This is a genomic window from Devosia sp. (assembly GCF_040509215.1).
Classification (GTDB): Bacteria; Pseudomonadota; Alphaproteobacteria; order Rhizobiales; family Devosiaceae; genus Devosia.
The window spans coordinates 1-20,372 of sequence record NZ_JBEVLL010000153.1; the positions used below are offsets into that span (position 1 = coordinate 1).

Sequence of the window (20,372 nt, forward strand, 5' to 3'; positions counted from 1 at the left end):
GCTCCTTCCCGGGAATGGGAAGGATGAAGGGCGCGGAGCCTGTTGCGATGACCAGCCGGTCATAGGGTGTCTCGACGCCATCGGCGAAGACGGACTTGGCCTCGCGATCGATCTTGGTGACCGTCTGGCCGAAGCGGCAATTGACGTTGTTGACTTCGTACCAGTCGGCATCGTGAGTGACGATGTCTTCGTAGCGCTTCTCGCCGGCCAGCACCGGGGAGAGCATGATTCGGTTGTAATTGCCGCGCGGCTCGGCGCCGAAGAGGGTCACTTCGTAGCGACCGGGTTCGGCCTCGAAGAGATGTTCCAGCATGCGGCCCGAGGCCATGCCAGCACCGATGATGACGAGTTTTTCGGCCATGTTCTTCCCATCAAACCGGGGTCCAGCCGGACCCGAAGACCAAAACGAAAACGCCGCCAACCAGCAGAAACCTCGTCCAGGAGACGAAGGAACTGTGGTTGGCGGCGTTGCCAATATCTGGCGCCCATCGTTGGACGCCGTGAATTCAGTGCGCCGAAGCGCTCGGGACTATCATTGCAGGAAGCGTGCCAAACTGAGTTGGCCGGCCAAAGTCTATATTTTCCAGATTGTTAGATGGTACGGCTCGAAAAACGGGCACTTGCCGATCTGTGGCTATTTGCACGGCAGATTGGCAATCTGCTTATTGCGTGTTCATCACCGTGACTGCGCAGCGATATAGGCATCGAGCTTGTCCGGATCGAAATCGGTCCCGTCGAAGAAGCCATCCGGCCCCAGCGTCAGCTGTCCGCCAAGGGCACCGACCTGGGTCGGTTCGGTCAGCGCACCCTCGATCTTGCTGCTGGCGCCGGGCACCGGCATGCCCATGCCCGAAAGGGCGGCGCGGTAGAGGTCCGGCCGATAACTCGCCGCCGCCTTTTGCGCATTCTCGAGCGTGTGGCTGACCTGGCCCCAGCGCACCATCTGCGAATAGAACCACAGTGCGTGGCTCGCCCAGGGGAAATTGGCCGCGCGAGAATAGGGCACGAAGAAATCCGGCATGGATTTTTCGACGCCGGGCTCGAATTGCAGCCTGCCCGAAAGGGTGCGGTGCAGGAGTTCGGCATCGATGCCCAGCCTGTCCTCGCGCGCCAACATGGCGGCGAGAGCCGTGTGATTGGCCGGATCCTCGCACCAGCGCGCAGCGCGCGTCGCGGCCCGCAGCAGGGCGGCCAGTTGCTCGGGAAACCGCTCGGCCCATTGCAGTCGCGTGCCCAGCACCTTGTCGGGGCTCATCTGCCAGATCTGGCCCTTGGTGGTGACGATGCGCCCGACGCCGCGCGCCACGGCCACCGAGCCAAAGGGCTCACCGACGCAGAACCCGTCGGTGCGCTTGGCGGCGAGAGCGTCGGCCTGCAGGGGCGGGGGCACGATGACGATATCGACGTCACGGTCGGGATCGACTCCCGAGGCCGCAAGCCAATAGCGCAGGGCATAATTGTGGGCGCTTTCGGGATGCACGACGGCAAGGCGCAGGCGCGGCTCGCCAGCGCGTGCACGATCTTCCACGACTTTACGCAAGGCCGCCCCAACCGGGCCAGGCGCGCCATCCTCGGGTGCGCCGGCCTCGGCCATCCTGGCCCAGACAGCGTTGGACATGGTGATGGCGGCGCCGCCAAGGCCAAGCGCCATCGGAGCGATCACCGCCGCGTCAAGCGGGGTGAGGCCGAGATTGGCGCTGAGGGGCATAGGCCCGAGCATGTGGGCGACATCGAGATGGCCGATGGCGACGCGGTCGCGGATATTGGCCCAGGAGGTTTCGCGCACCAGATTGAGGTGCAGGCCCTCGCTCTCGGCAAAGCCGAATTCTTCGGCGGCGAGCAGCACCGCGCTATCGAGCAGCGGCACATATCCGGCAGTGATCTGCGTCAGGCCCATGAGCAAAAATCCTTCTTCATGGTCCCAAAAGCTCCGCCGCCGTGACCACGGCCTGGGCGATCTCGACGATCTTGCGGTTCTGGTTCATCGCCGTGGTGCGCAGGAGTGAATAGGCCGCGTCTTCGGAGAGGCCACGCGAGGTCATCAGGATGCCCTTGGCCTTGTCGATCACCTTGCGGCCCTGCAGTTCGGAGCGCGCGGCTTCGAGTTCATTCTGCAGCCGCGAAAAGGCGCGAAAGCGCACGATAGCCATGTCGAGGATGGGCTTGATGCGGTCCTTGCGCAGCCCATCGACCACATAGGCGGAAACACCGGCATCGACCGCCGCCTCGATTTCCGCGGGGTCGGATTTGTCGACGAACATGGCAATCGGCCGCTTGATCGTGCGGCTCAGCGCAAAGAAGTGCTCCAGCACGTCGCGATTGGGATTTTCGAGGTCGATGATGACCACATCGGGCGCGATCTCGCCGATGCGCCGCGCAACATCCTCGATATCGGTGATGACGCGGACCGATGCATGGCCAGCCTCACGCAGCCCGGCCTCGATAATCGAGGCGCGGATCGCGTTGTCGTCAATCACCAGAATCGAAAGCGACTCTGCCATGGTACTCAACTGCAAGGGCCTGTGCGGCTCAGTCACTGCCTGACTGACGCGCTGCTGTCTACTTCCTTTGCAGAATGATGGCTATGCCGAAAAACGAGGCAAGCAATTCGAGTGCAATCCGGCGCTTCGGCCCCCCGTGACTTCTTGCACAGCAGTGCAAGAAGCTGTTGCTCCGAAAATGCGCACGTGAACATGATGACGACTCAAGACGACATACGGGCAGGGGAGGCCTGATGTACTTCATTATCGTTCATCTGGTGGCGGCCATTGTCCTCCTGCTCTGGGCTGTGCGCATGGTGCGAACGGCGGTGGAGCGGGCCTATTCCGCCCAACTCAAGCGCACCTTGGTCCGCGCTGAACGCAACGCGTTCTCGGCGGCGATGGTCGGCACCGGCATGGCCGTGGCGCTGCAAAGTTCGACCGCGGTGGCGGCGCTCGCCTCGAGCTTCGCCTCTGGCGGTCTTCTCGCCGGTAGCACTGGCATGGCCCTCATGCTGGGCGCCTATTTCGGCTCGGCGCTTGTCGCGAGCGTACTCTCCTTCGACCTGACCCTCCTCACCGCGCCACTGATCATTCTGGGCGGCACGCTGTTTTTGCGCGCGAATGACCGACAGATGAAACAACTCGGCCGCATGATCCTCGGCGTCGCCTTTGTGCTGCTGTCACTCGAAATGGTGTCCGAGGCGACCGCGCCCTGGCGCGATAGTGACGTGCTGGCGGTGGCCATCGATTATCTGCGTGGGGACCCCTGGACCGGCTTCCTCGTCGCGGCGTTGATCACCTGGCTATCCTATTCATCCGTCGCCAGCGTCCTCGTCATCATCACCTTCGGCGCGGCCGGCGCCATTCCCTTCGAGGTGGCTGCGGCCCTTGTGCTCGGCGCCAATCTCGGCGGCACGCTGATCGCTTTTGGCATGACACGCGGCGCCGATGTCCGGGCCCAGCGCATCGCCCTCGGTGCCCTGCTGTTCCGCGGAGGTGCCGCCCTCATCTGTCTGGTCATCATTGAAGTCCTGCAGGTCCACACGCTTGGGCTGCCGGGCAATGTCGGCCTGCACGCGAGCCTGTTTCACTCCGGGTTCAATTTCGTCGTCATGATTCTCGGCCTGCCGCTGGTTGGGCCTGCCTCGCGCCTGCTCGATCGCGTCGTCAAGGAAAGCCCCGCCGATGAAACGGCCGATCTCGCGCGTCTCCGGCGTCCGGCTCTTGCCACCGGCGGCAATGGTAATGTCGACGCGGCCCTTGCCAGTACGACGCGTGAACTCCTGCGCATGAGCGAAATGGTCGAGGTCATGCTGCAGCCGGCCATGGAAATTCTGAGGGGTGGCGACAAGACCGCTATCCGGCGGGTCAAGGCGCTGGAGCCCGAAGTCGATCGCGCCAATGCCTCGATCAAGCTTTTTCTCTCCCAGCTCGATTGGGACAAGATGGATGAAGGTCAGGTCAGCCGCGCCTCCGATCTCAGCACTTTTGCCATCGGGCTAGAGCAGGCCGGCGATATCATCTCCCGCCAATTGCTGCGGGTCGCCGATCAGCTTGCCGACCGGCACCTGACTTTTTCGCCGCAAGGCTGGCAGGAATTGCTGGACCTGCATGCGCGCGTATTGGGCAACCTGCAGCTCGCGCTCAATGTCCTCGTCTCCGAAGACATTGAATCCGCGCGCCAGCTCGTTGCCGAAAAGGATGCGGTGGGGGTTTTGGAGCGCTCGAGCATGAACCAGCACTTTGCGCGCCTGCGCAAGGGCGATCCGAACAGTTTTGAGACCAGCGAACTGCACCTGCAGACGGTGCGCTCGCTCCGTCACATCAATTCGCTTCTGTGTGGGGTCGCCTATTCGATCCTGAGCGAGCAGGGCGAACTGCTTGGCTCCAAACTCGCCAGAAGTCCGGGCCAGTAAACCGCCCGGACAAGGCCTGGTATTGCAGTCGCTTACTGAACGAGCGCCGGTTGCTCGAGGCGTCTGGCTCGTTCGAGGTTGGCCGAGGCGGTATCGAAAATGGCCTTTCCATCCGCCACCTCAAACACCGTGCCGCCGATGGTCACGTCGAGCTTGGAAATGCCGTCGGCCGTCATGAAGATGGTGTTGTCGACCGAATCCAGGATGCGATCGCTGGTGATCTGGCCAACTTCTTGTGGGGCGCCGCGCAGCAGCACCGCGAAGCGGTAGCCGTCGACATGGGCTAGGAGATCGTCTGCGCGAATGGCCTGCCGGATGGCTTGGGCCAGCCAGGGCAGGATCTCCAGCGCCTTCGCCTCTTCGCTTCCGCCGACGCGGACCGAACGCTCGCTAAGATCGATCAGGAGCAGAACACCAGGCTCCTGTTCCTGTTCGGCCGTCAGCATCACCTGAAACCGGTCCCAATAAAGTGCGCCGGTTAAAGGATCGAGATCGTCAGGGCCAATGGCAATGGCCGCCCGCGGCCTATCGGCCCGACGTTCTACCTCGGTCTTTTCACTAAACCAGCCGAACCAAGACTTCGCCATATGCGTGTGCCCCTGAGAATGACGGCTACTAGCAATAGTCCCGACTCCTCAATCCTCGTTGAGAGAAAAGGATGCAATTTTATCGATCAAGTCCAGAGTTTTTTGCTGTCGGATCGTGATCTATAAATTTTTATCGAATTGGTATACTTCAAATATACTGTACCGATTTGCAGAATTTTATTTCTAGCCTCGTAGCCTTCTGACAATCAATCAGGAGGCGAGATTGCTTCTGAACTTTACTTTTGCTGCTTTGCTTTCTGTAGGTGCCGCCGCTGCACCGGCCAGTGCGCCGGTTACTGTGCCTGTGCCTGTCTATAGTCAGACCGTGCGGGCCGAGACATTTAAGTTGGCGGCAATCGCGCCGCAGGAAACGCCGGTTCCGGTGCTGCCCTCGAGTGCACCCACCAAGCTTGGCGTGTTCGAATCGGTCGCCATTTCAGCAGCGCGCCTGCCGGCCGCGGGCAAATGGCAGGCCGCGCGAAAGACTGATTATTCCCAGATGTTCGGCGCAGATTGCGCCGCAAGCGGCCTTGCTGGTTGCGATAGCCGCTTTGCCACCAAGATCCGCGGCGTCGCCGATCAGGTTGCCGGTCTGTCCGATCGGGACATGCTCAATCTTGTCAACCGCACCGTCAACGGCGCCATGACCTACAAGTCCGACGCGGCCGTCTGGGGCACGAGTGACTATTGGGCGACACCATCCGAAATGGCCCGCAAGGGTGCCGGCGATTGCGAAGACTTTGCCATCGCCAAATACTGGGCCTTGCGCAGCCTCGGCATGCCTGACGACAAGCTGCAACTGGTCCTCCTCCAGGACACGCGCCGCCAGCTCTTCCACGCCGTGCTGATCGCCCACATAGGCTCGGGTTCTTACGTGCTCGACAATGTCAGCAACCGTCTCCTGGTCGACACCGATATTGCCCAATACCAGCCGATCATGAGTTTTGCGGGCGAGCGCAGCTACATCCACGGCTTCGCCGCCAACAGCCGCGCCGTAGCCGACATGCCCAAGGACCTCTCGGCCGTGGCCCCTGGCATGGGCCTCTAAGCCTCACAACAATCTCTGAAAAAGAAAAAGGCGGCCCGGAGGCCGCCTTTTGTGCATTCGCGCAATGGTTAAATCGTCGGGATGTGGTGCGTTTCGTCATCGAGCTTGATGTCGATCACAGTGCCCGGGGTACCGTGACCGTTCAGGTTGGCAACATCTACCCAGTTTTCGCCGGTGCCTGATGTATCGACCTGCAGCAGGCCATCGGAACCGTTCCCCTGGATGCGGACATAATCGCCGATGTTGTTTTCGTCGATCAGCGCTGCGTCCAGGAGGGCGCCGAGGTCGATCGCGTCCTCGTCGGCAACAAAGTCCGTGATGGTATCGACATTGCCCGGCCCGGCCTCCGAGAAGACGAATGTATCGGCACCAGCGCCACCCGTCAGCGTGTCGTTGCCGAGGCCGCCGATGATGATGTCATCGCCATCGGTGCCCACGAGGAAGTCATCACCGTCGGTGCCGAAGATGGTTTCGCCCTGTACCGGCGCTTCACCGCCGCCGGACACGATGTCGAGTTCGACTTCGACATAGCCGCCCGTCGTGCCATCGGCCCGGGTGAAGGTACCTTCGCCAACGATCGCCTGGCCATCAATGCTGCCATTGGTGGCTGCAGTGCTGGCCGAAAGGCTCGTGATGCCGTGGTCAGCGAGGCTCTTGAGTTCGCCTGCATCGCTGATGCCATCGCCGTTCAGATCCTGCCAGATCTGAAGCTTGTTAAAGGCCTCGTCATTGGCATCGATGACGCCATCGCTATTGGTATCGAGCGAAGCAAGCGCCGCCGAACCATTGACGAAGTTGCCACCATTGAACCACGGCGTGAACAGTTCCGAGCCATTATCGATGGTGCCATTTCCATCGACGTCATAAGCGAGGATGCCGTCGTTGGACGAGTTCCAGGCGAGCTGGTCAATCTTACCGTCAGCATCGAGATCGAAGGCGGCACCTTCATTCAGCGAAGAGAAGGTGTAGCCGTTGTTGTCGAGGTCGAGGACGAGGGGATCGGCAGCGTTGCTGTACACGACAAAGTCGCTCGCTGCGAGAGCGCTAAGCTGCGACAGCGACGTAATGCTGTCGAGTGTTGCTACCTTTACGCGCGCTCCGGTATCGGCCCAATTCGTGTCAAACCAGATCTCACCCTTCCCAGATGTTGAGTTGAATACGACGACATAAATGTTTCCTCGGTTTGAACTTCCCGGGTCACCGCTGACAATCTGGTCCTCAGTTTGAGCAGTTGTGATGCGAACAACATGATTGTCGTCGTCGCCATCTATGTCTTCGATGCTGGAACGAGTTACGAAATCGCTGCTCGCGAGAGCTGCGCCAGCAGTAGTTCCTGTCGTGCCGGCGAAATTGACACTGCCGCTCCCTGTCGAATTTGTGTCGAGGAACGCAATCTTGTCTGTGCCTTGGACGAAGTCGGTGATCGTAGTGATATTGCCGGCATTGCCTGCTGTGGTCAGTCGGAACTGGTCAACACCGGTTCCGCCGGTCAGCTTGTCATCGCCGGAGCCGCCCACAAGGATGTCGTTGCCGATACCCCCGTTCAGGGTGTCATTGCCGGCGCCACCAATGAGCTTGTCATTGCCGTCACCACCAAACATGTAGTCGTTGCCGCTGCCACCAGCCAGATAGTCGTTTCCGTTCATGCCGTAGATAATATTGGTGCCACTGGTGAACGGTCGAGCGAATGCACCGCTTGTCCCGTCCGCGCCCGTGTCACCGACGTAGAGTCCAACCACACTTGTAGCGTTTCCGGCCACATCAGAAACGGTGATGGTTTGAGTCTGAGCGTTTGCCAAACTTGTGGCTGGCGTCACCGTGATCTGCGTCGAGTTGGTTCCGTTGACAGTGATACCTGCAGGGCCCGTGACGGCGGAGATGTTTTCCGAGGCGCCGAAGCTGAACCCCGTTTCTGTCACGACCAGGTTGGAAACGACCGGCGCGGTGGTGTCGATCGTCACGTCTCTGGCGCCGCTGGTGGACAGTTCACTGATATTGCCTGCGACGTCGATAACAGCGGCGCGAAGGTTGTAGCTCGTCCCGTCGGTCAGCGTCGGCGTGTTGATGTCGACATAACCATTGGTGATGTTGGTAGAGGTCAACGTCACGGCCAAGCCCAGACCAGTCGTGCCGTTATAGAGCCGTACAGTGTCGCCAATGACGGCACCTGTGCCGGAAATATTCACCCGGACCCCAAGCACAGTGTCATCGCTTCGTGCGCCGTCGGCAAGCGCGCCAGTGAAGGTACCGACATCGTCGGTCACGCTGGTGATGCTCGGGGCCGTCGGGGCCGAGGTGTCGATCTTTACCAGCTGACTGTCGGCGTTGCCGACATTGCCAGCGGCGTCGATGACACGGACCTGATAGGTCACATTGCTCGTCCTGGGCGTCGGGTCCGTATAGGACCAGGTTGAACCGGTCGGAGTGCTCACGTCGAACCAGTCCGTACCATTGGTGCTGATCTGGATCTTATCGCCGTTATTCAAAGTTCCCCTGGTACCTGACACGATCAGGCTGGTGTCGCTGGTGATAAAATCGCCGGTGATGCCCGTGTCGTTGGCGATAGCGGTAATCGCTACGGCTGCTGTCGGCGCGGTGGTGTCGATCGTCACGTCGTTCGTGCCGCTCGCCGACGCGGGGCTGGCATTGCCCGCCACGTCGGTGATACCGGCGCGGAGGTTGTAGCTGGTGTTGTTCGTTAGGGTTGGCGTGGTGATATCGACATAGCCATTGGCGACGTCGCCGGCCGACAGCGTCACCGCGTTACCGAGGACAGTGGTACCATTGTAGAGCTGCACGGTGTCATTTGCCACGGCACCCGTGCCCGAAATGGCCACCCGGACCACAAGCTGGGTGTCATCGCTTCTCGCACCGTCGGCAAGCTCACCGACAATGGCCCCGACATTGTCGGTGACGCTGGTGATGGTCGGAGCCGTCGGAGCCACCGTGTCGATCGAGGCAGTGACGGGTGCCGTTGTGGTGACGTTCCCGGCGCTGTCGATGGCCTTGGCCGTAAAGCTGTGCGGGCCGTTTCCAAGAACCGATGTCGTATAAGTCCAGTTGCCGGCGTTGACAGTAGCCGTACCGAGGAAGGTTGCGCCGTCGTAGATCTCGACGGTGAAAGTCCCGTTGCCGCCGGTATCGCTTACTGTGCCGGACAGAGCGAGCGTGGAGTCCCGTGTAGTGCCGCCGCTGGTGATGGTGGGCACTATGCCGCCATTGGTGGAGATCGTGTTGCTGATGGTCACAACCGGTGCAACCGCATCCACTCGGACGATGCCAGCCGGATTCTGGCCGTTCGCCCCGGCCAAGACCGCATTGTTGCCTGCCAGATCGGTGATGGTAGCCGTGTTGAGCGAAATCCCCGATGCAGCCAGTGCCAGGTCCGCAACGGACTGGCCAGCACTTGGCGTGTAGGTGAAGGTCAGCGTATCGGTGCCCGAACCGCCGGTGTAGATGGCCGAGCCGCCATTGTTCAGGTTGAGGGCGGGCATCCCATTGGTCGCGTTGACATAGACGGCTTCGCTGAACTTGACCGTCAGGGTGACAGATTCATTCAGTGCAAGCGCACCGTCATTGGTGCCGTACGACACCAGCGACGCAGTCGGCGCCGTATAATCGATCACCTTCACTTCCGCCAGGGTTTTGCTTACCGTGCCCGAAGTCTCGCCTTCGAACACAAAGCTTTCGACATTGGTGAAGGTGTCGGTGATGCCGTTGTGCGTGATCTTCACGCCATCGGTGACAACTTCGATGCCGGTGATCTCGCTCACCTTGAAGTCCAGCTTCACCACGTCCGACAATCCGGCGCCGCCGTCGAAGACGACGCGGTGCTGGTCGCCATTGGCGCGGGCGCTCAGGTCCAGGCTGTCGATGCCTGCACCGCCCGTGACATGGACCGTCGAAAGATCGAGTGCCGTATTGTTGTTAAGGCTGGCGCCATAAATCACCGAACCGCCGCCTGCACCGAGATCGACATGGATATCCTCGATGCTGTCCATGCGAATGGTGGAGGTGTTCGCTCCCGACACAATCGTCGCGACGATGTCGGTATGGGGAACGCCGTCGGTGGAATTGATCTCCGAGCCGCCGCTTGCTGCAGCCAGCGTGACCGTTACCGGTGCGCCGCTGCCATTGGTGATATAGAGCGCATCCGAACCGGAGCCGCCGTCCACCACGTCATTGCCATCACCAACCGCGTAGCGGATGGCGTCGTTGCCTTCCTGTGCATAGATCGTGTCGTCGCCAGCACCGCCAGTAATGTCGTCATTACCACCGGTGCGACCCGTCTCTGCAGCCATGGCGGCGTGGTAGGCCTTGATGTAGGCAAGCGTGTCGGCACGGGTCCACTGAGCGCCGTTTCCGGCTAGGTCGTTGGCCTGAGTGAAACCGGTGGTCGTGCCTTCGAGTGCCGCGAACACCGCCCAGCCGGAACCGGCCGGATAGGTCGCAGCAGACAGGCCGGCAGCCGCACGCAGTGCGTCGGTATTGATAACATCGCCGAAGATGATGTCCTTGCCCGCGCCGCCATTGATCGTGTCGCCGCCAGCTGCCGATTGCACCGTGCCGCTACCGGCAAGGCTACCCACGACGCCGGTTAGGTCGGATGGATTGACCACGTTGGTGTAGGCACCGCCGCTGTCGAGGGCGTTGAGTGCATTCACGGCATTCTGGCTTCCGGCAACGTTCAGGCCAACAGCTTCGATCGTGTAGCCGGCACCGGTGATCGTATTGATCTGCGTCTGGGTGGCGTTGGTGGAGGGCTCGCCGTCGGAGATGAAGATCACCTTGTTGACGGTGGCATTGCTGAGCGGGCTTTCGGCGACACCGTCGCCGCTGGTTCCGATCGTGCCGCCGGGCACGGTGGTGCCGCCCGGATTCAGATAATCGACGACGGCGTCAAGGCCACTCGCATAGCTGGTGTTGCTGCCCGGATCGGCGCCGATATAGAGGCGCTGACCGCTGTTCGTGATGCTGCCATCCGCGTTTGCAGTATCGAGCGCATTTGTATAGTTCGTCGAATTCTTCACGCCGTTGACCACGAGGTCAAAGACGCCGAGTTCCCTGTACCCGCCACCGAAGGCGAAGAGCGCAATCCGGACGTTTGCCGCACCAGAATTGTAGAGGCTCTGGATCAGCGCACCGACAGCGGCCTGCATAGAGGACATCTGTGTGGGTGTCAGGCTCGACGAGGTGTCGAGCACGAGGACCACGTTGGCGCTGGCGCCGGCCGCAATGGTGGGGGTCGCGCCTGGGTCACCGGCGATCACGTCATTGCCGGAGCTGCCGTTGATAACGCCGTCCGTACCCGGTGTGCCATTGCTCGGCACGAAGTGATCGTAGTTCGTATTTCCCGAGGGGGCTGCCGACGTATCAGACTGGTTGGAGCCGATGACGAGCTTGCCATCGCCTGTGCCGGTGATGGTCACGTCGATCGTGCGTTCGACACTCCCGCCATGGCCGTCACTGAGCGTGATGGTGAAGCTTTCGACCTTGGTCTGGCCCTCTTCCAGGTATTCGACGGAAGCGGCGTTGACGCTGTAATTCCAGGTAATCGACCCACCCAGGCCCGAGCCGGTGGTATCCGTCGTAACGCTCGCGGTCAGGTTGCCGAGCGCACTGGACGAAGCCACCACGTTCGTGATGCTGTGCGCGTCGGTCAGATCGACATCGGTGAAGCCGATGGTGCCGCCGTCGGTAAGGTCGCCGACCGGCGTCTCCATCTCCGTGACCCCGCCTGTCAAATCGCTCATTGCGACGATGGGCGCGTCATTGGTGCCGGTGATGGTGACGGTAATGGTCTGGACCGCAGTGCCGCCCTTGCCGTCATCGACGGTCACATCGTATTTCTGCGTCAGGGTCTGGCCTGCCGCCAGGTAGTCGATGGCGCTGTCGGCCACCGAGTAGGTCCAACCGACGGTGTTGCCATTCTGGTCAACCGCGCCGAGAGCGAAGGTACCCACATAGCCGTTGGCCTGAGCGGCAAACGATGCACTGTGCGTATCGATCGTGTCGACGTCGGAGAAGGCCACCGAACCGTTGGCAGTGTGAGCGACATTGTTGGCTTCGTTCGCCGACAGATCGGCCCATTCCGTCGCCGAACCGGTGACAGTGGAAGCCGCGGAGTTGATCACTGGCGCGTCGTTGGTGCCGGTGATGGTGACCGTGACGGTTTGGTTGGAAGTGGTTCCCGAGTTGTCGGTGAGGGTGACGGTGTATAATTGGGTAATGGTTTGACCAGCCGCCAGGTAGTCGAGCGCCCCATCACTGACTGAGAAGGTCCATCCGATGGTCCCGGCGCCGTCGCCGGTCGCGGTGTTGGAGATGATCGGGGTGAAGGTACCCAGTGCCGAAGGTGCGCCAGTCACCGAAGCGAGCGTTGCTCCCACCGTGTGCGTATCGTTGATGTCACTGTCGGTGAAGTTTAGCGAACCGGTCGTGGTCAGTGTCTGCGTGTTCTCTCCCTGCGCCCCGTCGGTGAGTTCGGTAACCGAACCGGCACCCGACGCCGATGTGATCACCGGCGGCGTATTGGTCTTTAAGGTGACGGTGAACGTGTCAGACTGGGCATCCTTGTCGCCATCCTTTGCGGTGACTGTGAAGTCGAGGCTGCCCACATTGCCGGAGCTGGCCTTGACGCCGCTAAGGCTCGAGATGCGGACGCTGGGGTGGGGCGAGTGTTGAGAGTCATCATCGGCTGTTAGCACCAGCTTGTAGAAGCCGACGCCGGGATTGATGGTGCGGGACGTATCTTCATCGAAGTCCGAGGTCGTGCCAAAGGCGACCACGTTGCCGTTCTGATCATAGGCTACCCAGTCGATCTCCATGTCCTCTGGATGAGCGCCGGAATAGCTGTAGTTGATGCCCAGCGTCACAGAGGTCATCTGCGAGTCGAAGACGATCTCCAGCTTCTCGCCATCTTCCATGCCGCTGTTGCTGCCCACGCCGATGCCGCCGGGGCCGCTATTGGAGCCGTTGATCTGATTGCCATTGCCAACAGCCCGGACGAGGAACTCGCCGTAGTCCTTGAAGGAAACGGCATTGAAGTTCGCGTCGAAGCTTACCGTTGCAAGCGTATCAGCGACGCCAGGAACCTTGTCGAACTGGGTAAAGTCGTAGGTACCGTTGCTGTTGAGCTTGAGCTGATAGACTGGAGTGCCGCCGACATATCCCGTCAGCGTGCGGCCATCGGTTGAGAGAACTTCGTTGACGCCGGGCAGGTTCTGGTAGCCGGAGATCACGAGGCCCTTGTCGGCATATTGGCCGTCGGCGCCGAAGTTGATGTTGAGGTCGCCGTTGACCGCCTGCCCGAGAGTTTGGACAGTCTGGTCCTCGATGCCGCCGACAAAATCCGGGCTGTCGTCGTCTACGCTGACTTTGATCGAACCGGAGGCCGTGTCGCCGTCGTTGTCGATGACCTTGTAGTCGAACTGGAGCGAGAGATTGTCTTCCCACTCGGTTTCCGGGCCGTTGTTCCTGCCGTCTGCGTCCGTGTAAGGATGCGCCAGCGGCGCCTGCATTGTCAGGGTGAAGCTGCCATTGGCATTTACGACGAGTTCAAACACGGGACGGGTTTCGCCGCCGCGTTCCATCGTGCCGACGAGCTTGCCGCCCTGGCCGTCCTGGATCCACTTCACATCCACATCAACGCGGTGGCCAACGCCATTTGCGTCCACCCAGATGGCGTCGACATTGATGTTGTCATCGACAACGATGGCCTTGAGGTGGTCGGTACCAGCGTCGAAATTGATCTTGCCGGAGAGGACCTTGCCCGACGGATCATCGCCGGGGCCGCCGACGATGCCACCAGCCTGGCTCTCATCATCGAGACCGAAGCTCTTGGCCTTGACGCTGACATTGTCGATCAGCGCACCATATTCGTCCTGAACGCCGGTGCCGCGGAACTCAAGCACAGCATTGTTGGTCGGAGCCGTCACGGTCAGCGTGATCGTCGTCCACTGGTCAGCAGCAACGGTTTGGCCGTTCAGCGGGAACACCTTCGTACCGCCGAAATAGACTTCCAAGCCTGCGGTGTTGACGCCGCCATTGCTGCGCGGGGCTACGTCGAAGGTCAGCTGGTAAGTCTGGCCCGCTTCGGTGCCGCTTACAACCTGCTGGATGCTGGCATTGGTGGCGCCGACGGCTGTGCCGTTGCCGGCGCCGGTTCCGTTAGACTGGGTGTCGCCGTCGAGTTCGACAACAGCGCCGTTGGTATTGGGCACGCCGCCTGCACCGCCGGACTGTACTTCGAACGGCACGTTCGTACCGGCGTTCCAGCCTGGGATTGAATTGAAGAGATCCCAATTGGCGCCGTTCAGGCCGTGGCCCAGTTCGAAGCCGCCATTCTGGATCAGTTCCTGGCCGAGCGTAGCATAGGTCACACCGGTGATGGTCGGGCCATCGTCCTCAATGGTGACGATCGAGCTCTTGTCGTCGATGATCTTGACGGATTCCGAGTCCGTAGCGGTATCGCCGTCGTTGTCGGTGACCGTTGCGGTCAGCTTGATCGAGAGGCTTGCATCCTTGTCGTCGAATTTGAGCGACAAGCCTTCGTCATGATCGAAGCTATTGGGATGGTCGACTGGCAGATACTGGGTAACGGTGAACTGCGGGTTTTCGGCCGTGCCGGTCAGCTCGATCTTGAGCGCGACGAAAGCTTCGCCGTCGCCAAAGATCTTGCCGATGATGGTCTTGTCGTCGAGGCGATAGAGCCAGATCGTGCGTTCACCGGCGTCGAGGCCGCCAAGTGCGGTGCCCGCGACCTGGGTGACCTTCAGCGTGGTTTCGACACCAGTGGTGTTGTTGGTAACGAGGTTGCCCTTGTCGTCGCGCAGGTCGAAGCTGAACGCCTTCACCACGCTCCGGACGCCATCGGCGCCGCCATCGACGTCAATGTCGAACAGGCTGGCAATAGAGCCATTGCCGGAGGCGGACGAGGTGACCTGGCCGATGGCCAGGGCGGCGGCCGGATTGGTGGTCAGCGACCAGTCGGCATTCCCGGTATTGTCGTTGGGATTGCCGCCCGGGGTGGTTTCGTCGAGCAGAATGGACTTGGGCTCGGCATAGTGTCCGTGATCCTTGACGCGATCGACTTCGATGCTCGGGCCATCGTCCTGGAAGCGGACGGAGTCCGAAATGTCGACCGTTTTGCTGTCGGTGTCACCGTCGCCGTCCTTGATGGTCAGCTTCACCTCGATGGCGTTGGTGTCGGCCAGATCGAGACCAACGGACTCGTCGTGGCTGCTGCCGCTGGTCGGGTGCTGGATCGAGAGATACTGGACGAGCGAGATGTCGCCGTCATCGCTGTCAACCGCAATGGCGAAGGCCGCCTTGCCGCTCGCGTCGCCGACGCGACCGACAATGATGCCGTGTTCGAGATAAAGCTTGATTGCGGCGCCTTCGGTGGTCTTGAGGCCAGAATCCTGACCGTCGCCGCCCTTGAGCACCAGCGAGAACACGGTGTCGTTGGACGAGGCCTTGCCGTCGGCACCAAAATTTGTGCCGTAGGAAATCAGGTTATCTTCCTTGGCAAAACCGATGGCACCACTGCCGGAAACGTCGAGATCATCACCTCGGTTGGTGACTGAGTTGAAGATGGACAGAGCGCCATAGACATCGTCTGCGTCGCCGTTGACGCCCGGCGTTTCGTCATGGCTGACGATGGTGTGGTGACCGAGCTCGAGCTTGGTGATCTTCGGGCCATCGTCTTCAAAGCCGATGACCTTGCCCAGGTCGACCGAGGCAGTGTCCTTGTCGCCGTCCTCGTCTGTGACGGTCTGGGTCAGCGTGATCTTATTGGCGTCGAGATATTCGGGCGAGCTGGACTCGTCGTGATCGGCCTGAGTGCTGCCGTCATTGTCGTGCTCGACGGCACGGAACTGGTAGACCTTCACCTCACCGGTATTGGCATCGGCACGGATCACGAAAGCGACGGCGCCGTTCGATCCGCCCACGCGGCCCACGATGTCGTTGCCTTCCTTGAACAACAAGATGTTCTTGCCCGTCGCCGTATCATCGACGCCGGAGTCGTTGTTGCCGGAGATCGAGAGCGAATAGACGGTGCTGCCGTTCTGATCGGCACCGACGCTGGGATTTGCCGTAAACAGCGTACCCGAACCGCCCGCGGCATAGCCGATGAGCTGGCCGTAGCTTTGAGAGAACGGGTTGGCGATGCCTTTTTCGTCGTCGGCATTACCGTCGCCCGAAGTGTCCTGAGGCGAGTCCGCCTTGGTTTCGTCGAGGATCAGCTTGGCGCCGTTCTTGAGCTTCAGCGACGCCTCGGGTGTGTCGTCGATCACCTTGATCAGGAAGCTTTCGCCATCGAGGTTGACGCTGTCGCCGTCGAAATCGGTGTATTTCAGGAAAGCAGCAAGGTCGAGAGCAAGGACGTCCTCAAGATTATCGGCCTTGTGGTCAAGCTGGTCGAGAAGCTGGAAGCGCCAGTCGCCATCGGCGTAGACCTTGAGCGTAAAGACGGGATTGTTGCCTGCGGCAGCGGTCAGGAGCGTAAACGCACCACCGGCATCGGTGCCGCTGGTCACGCTCTTGATCACGACATTGACGCCATCGGACTTGACGACATTACCGTCGTTATCGCGGACAACGCTGTTCGTGATGCCTGCACGAGCGGAGAACTTGCCGTTCTCGTCCGCTCCGCCGACGATCAGGTTCTTGAGGGACATCAGATCATTGTCGGAAGCGACGGTGCTGATGACATTGTAGTTCTGACCCCAGGGGCCAAAGTCGTAATCGAGATCAAGGAGCGCATTGGTGTCTTCATTGCCACCAGACAGTTGCTCTTCTTCGACGACGCCGAAGACCAGTCCATGCTTGGCAAGTTCCGGGACGTCGTCGCGGATCTTGATTTGGAAGGCGCCGTCTAGCGACACGCTGTCGCCGTCGTTATCGGTGGCCAGGATCAGCTTGCCGAAGTTGATCGAGCTGACATCCTGGTTCGGCACGCTATCCTGAAGACCGTAGTTCTGGCCGCTGCCGAGGTCGTGATCGAGCTGGTCGATCAGCTCGAACTTGTAGCTGCCATCGGCATTGAGAGTAAGCTTGAAGACCGGTCGGTCGTCGCCCACGTCGTAGGACTGGCCGATGTTGCCGCCCTTGTTGGCGAAGGCGTAGAGCACATTGCCCTGCACGTCGTAGCTCAGCGTCTCGCCGTTAGACTTGAGGCCGAGTGCGGAAAGCTGGTTGCGAACGCTGTTTTCCGAGACGAAGCCAAAGGTCAGCCCCTCATCGGCGCCGGACTGAACGAGATGGGCCAAAGAGCCTTGAACATAGGCAGCACCATTGCTGCCGGTGCGGGAATCGTCGCCCTGTCCTTCGGAATTCGCATTCGGGCTGGTGCCGGTTGAACCGCCGGGCAGGCCATCGGAATTCGTGCGGATGTCGTCTTCGTCAACAGTGCGGATTTCGGACTGGCCGCGGATCAGTTCCGGAACGTCGTCGCGGATCTTGATCTGGAAGGCGCCGTTAAGCGAAACGCTATCGCCGTCATTGTCGGTAGCAAGGATCACCTTGCCGAAGTTGATCGAGCTGACATCCTGGTTCGCCAGGCTGTCCTGGAGATCAAAATTCTGACCGTCGCCGCGGTCGTGATCGAGCTGGTCGATCAGCTCGAACTTATAGCTGCCATCGGCATTGAGGGTGAGCTTGAAGACAGGACGATCTTCGCCCACGTCGTAAGACTGTCCGATGCCGTTAGCGTTGACGAAGCCATAGAGCACATTGCCCTGCACGTCATAGCTTAGCGTCTGACCGCCGGACTTGAGGCCGAGTGCAGACAGCTGGCTGCGGACACTGTTCTCCGAGGCGAAGCCGAAGCTCAGGCTTTCATCGGAACCTGAACGCACCAGATGAGCCAGCGAGCCGGTGATGGTGGCGGCGCCTGGACCGTTATTGTAGGGACTGCCGGTATAGGAACCGTCGGCATTGCCGTCGTTCGGGCTGGTGCCGGTCGAGCCGCCCAGCACGCCATCGCCGATGGTGCGGATGTCGTCTTCATCGACAGTGCGGATTTCGGACTTGCCGCGAACCAGTTCCGGAACGTCGTCGCGAACCTTGACGAGGAGCTGGTCGACGAGGTCGACGTAGTCACCATCGCCATCATAGGCGCGAACGATAGCGCCGAAGTCGAGCGAGAAGACGTCTTCGAAACCTTCCCCATTTTGCAGGTCGAAGTTCTGATCGGCGCCGCTAGCTGGCGCATCGTGATCGAGCTGATCGTAGAGGCGGAACTCGTAATCGCCGGTCGTAACGTTTACGCGGAACTCGAAAACGGTACGACCGTCTTCGCCGGCCGTGGCAGTGAAGGTGGCCCAGGTGGCATCGGCCTTCACCGAGTACATCAGCGCGTCGCCATGCGACTCCAGCCCATAGGCGTCAAATTTGGCGATGGCGCCAGAATTGACGGCAAATCCGCCGGGGCCGTCGGCGCCAAAATTCACGACGCCGCCGAGCGAGCCATAAATATACGCCGGTCCCGGACCATTGGTCGCCGGGTTGCCGGTGTAGGAACCGTCGCCAGCTCCGTCATTGGGGCTCGTGCCCTGCGAAAGCGCCGTGCGGATGTCGTCTTCGTCAACAATGCGGACATTGTCGCGTTCGCCGTTGGAGATGAGCACGGGCATGTCGTCGTCGACGGTCACCGCGAAGTTGCCGCCTACGGTGTCGCCGTCCGCGTCCTTGGCGGTGAATTCGAAGTTCAGAACAATATCGTCTTCATAGCTGTCGCCATCGTCGTCGCCTTCGCCCGCGATCTTGGCCTGCATCTCGCCTTCGCTCGGCGGCAGGTCGCTGCCGCCTTCGCCCGGCTGCTGGCCGCGATTTGGTTCGTGATCCAGAGGACCAAAGAGCTGGAATTTGTAGCTGCCCGATGCATCGTCCGAGAGCGAAATCTTGAAGATGAGCTGCGAGGACTCATCGCCTTCGCCCACCACGCTGGCGGTGATGGTGTTGCCGGTCCAGGAGAAGACAAGCGGCAGGCCGCCGGAAGTCAGGCTGCCATAATTCTCGACAAAGGCGAGGAAATTGGCTTGCGAGAAGTAAACCGAACGGCCTGAGCTATCCTGAGCGAAGCTGCCGTCTTCGTTGAGTGTATCGAGTTTGTCGCCGTTGTCGGCGCCCCACTTGATGCCGAGCGAGCCCGTTGCAGTGACTGCATTGCCCGAATTGTCGCCGGGCGAAGCGGAATCGCCAACACCACCCTTGAGGCCATCTTCATCAACGCCGGTGGACTGGGACACGCCGATTTCCGGGCTGTCGTCCTCGATACCGATCGTGATCGTGGCAGTTGCGGTGCCGCCGCGCCCGTCGTTGGCGGTGACGGTCAGACCAAGATCGAGCACATCCTCGGTATTGCCGGTCGGGTGATCAATTGGTTCAAGCAACTGGACGATCAGGAGGCCGCTCTTGCCGCCAATGGTGATGTCGATGACTGTTGCGCCGCCAACCCTGCCGATCAGGTGGTTGGTGCCCACGCCTTCCCAGACGATGAGCCCGCCATTCGAGGTCAGACCCTCCGTGGGGGCGCTGAGCGTGAACGTCAGCGAGTCGCCGTCCGGATCCATCGCTCCCAGATTGATGAAGTAAAAGGAGTCGTTCGTCGTATCGGCACCGCCTGCGGGACCGAAATCGGCGAGGCCGGCGGCCAGACCTTCCTCCGAAATGCGGAAGGAGTAGTTGCCCAGCAGGAAGCTCGGCTTGGTGTTAGCAGGGTACAGGTCTTCAAAGCCTGGCGTACCAAACGCCAGCGCGGTCGGATCGAGCAGATCGCCAAGTGCGAAGGCGTCGCCGATGCCGCCGACGGGCACTTCGAAATTGCCGCCTGAACCACGGGCCGAGGCACCTGCGCCAGCCGGGCCGGCGGCGGCTTCGATGCCGTTGGATTCAAACAAGGCTGCCACGGTCAGTGGCGGGATTTCGGCGTCGCCGATGAAGATGGTCAGGCCCTGGATGGCGCCGTTGGGCACGACGATGACGGTGCCGTCAGCCTGCACGAATTCGAGGTCGGTGCCGTTTTCGCGGGGCTGGTCGACGCTTGCCGTGGCCGGCAGGCGAAGGATGTAGCCATCCTCCAGTTCGACGACAACGCGGGTTTCAACTGCTGTCGGCGTGGGCGCCGGTTGCGCGGCGGTTCCCGTGTCTGCCTGGGCTACCAGGATGGGTTCGGCTGCCTCAACGTTGGCGCCAAACTCGATGCCTTCTTCGTTCCCGATACGCTCGACCATAATGAACCCCTCGCGGCAAAAGTGCTGCTATTTTGGGGCGACACTACAGGCTTGTTTTTTTGACCTCAATTGGTATCAATAGTCGAACACATATCCGGATA

General features: G+C 60.8%; 7 protein-coding genes. 2 read left to right on the forward strand and 5 right to left on the reverse strand.

What is annotated here, in order from left to right; genetic code table 11:
* From ABW043_RS08465 to ABW043_RS08475, 3 genes are all read right to left on the reverse strand, one after another.
* On the reverse strand, positions 1 to 361 hold a 361-nt coding region (locus ABW043_RS08465; protein ID WP_353920779.1), incomplete at its 3' end, for an FAD-dependent oxidoreductase.
* A gap of 315 nt (positions 362 to 676) precedes the next feature.
* Positions 677 to 1,897, reverse strand: coding sequence for a CmpA/NrtA family ABC transporter substrate-binding protein (locus ABW043_RS08470; protein ID WP_353920780.1), 1,221 nt, complete (start codon positions 1,895 to 1,897; stop codon positions 677 to 679).
* 16 nt (positions 1,898 to 1,913) lie between these two features.
* Entirely contained in the window at positions 1,914 to 2,501 is a 588-nt protein-coding gene (locus ABW043_RS08475; RefSeq protein WP_353920781.1) for an ANTAR domain-containing response regulator, read from the reverse strand.
* Between the two features lie 233 nt (positions 2,502 to 2,734).
* Between ABW043_RS08475 and ABW043_RS08480 the strand changes: the two genes are divergently transcribed.
* Entirely contained in the window at positions 2,735 to 4,399 is a 1,665-nt protein-coding gene (locus ABW043_RS08480) for a Na/Pi cotransporter family protein (RefSeq protein ID WP_353920782.1), read from the forward strand.
* 32 nt (positions 4,400 to 4,431) lie between these two features.
* Here ABW043_RS08480 and ABW043_RS08485 read toward each other — a convergent pair whose 3' ends face one another.
* Entirely contained in the window at positions 4,432 to 4,986 is a 555-nt protein-coding gene (locus ABW043_RS08485) for a diguanylate cyclase domain-containing protein (RefSeq protein ID WP_353920783.1), read from the reverse strand.
* A gap of 223 nt (positions 4,987 to 5,209) precedes the next feature.
* On the opposite strand from ABW043_RS08485, the gene ABW043_RS08490 reads away from it, so the two are divergent.
* Positions 5,210 to 6,034, forward strand: coding sequence for a transglutaminase-like cysteine peptidase (locus tag ABW043_RS08490; RefSeq protein ID WP_353920784.1), 825 nt, complete (start codon positions 5,210 to 5,212; stop codon positions 6,032 to 6,034).
* A gap of 68 nt (positions 6,035 to 6,102) precedes the next feature.
* On the opposite strand, the gene ABW043_RS08495 is transcribed toward ABW043_RS08490, so the two are convergent.
* A complete protein-coding gene (locus tag ABW043_RS08495) occupies positions 6,103 to 20,271 on the reverse strand; it encodes a T1SS-143 repeat domain-containing protein (protein ID WP_353920785.1) in 14,169 nt (4,722 codons plus the stop codon).
* Between the last annotated feature and the right edge of the window lie 101 nt (positions 20,272 to 20,372).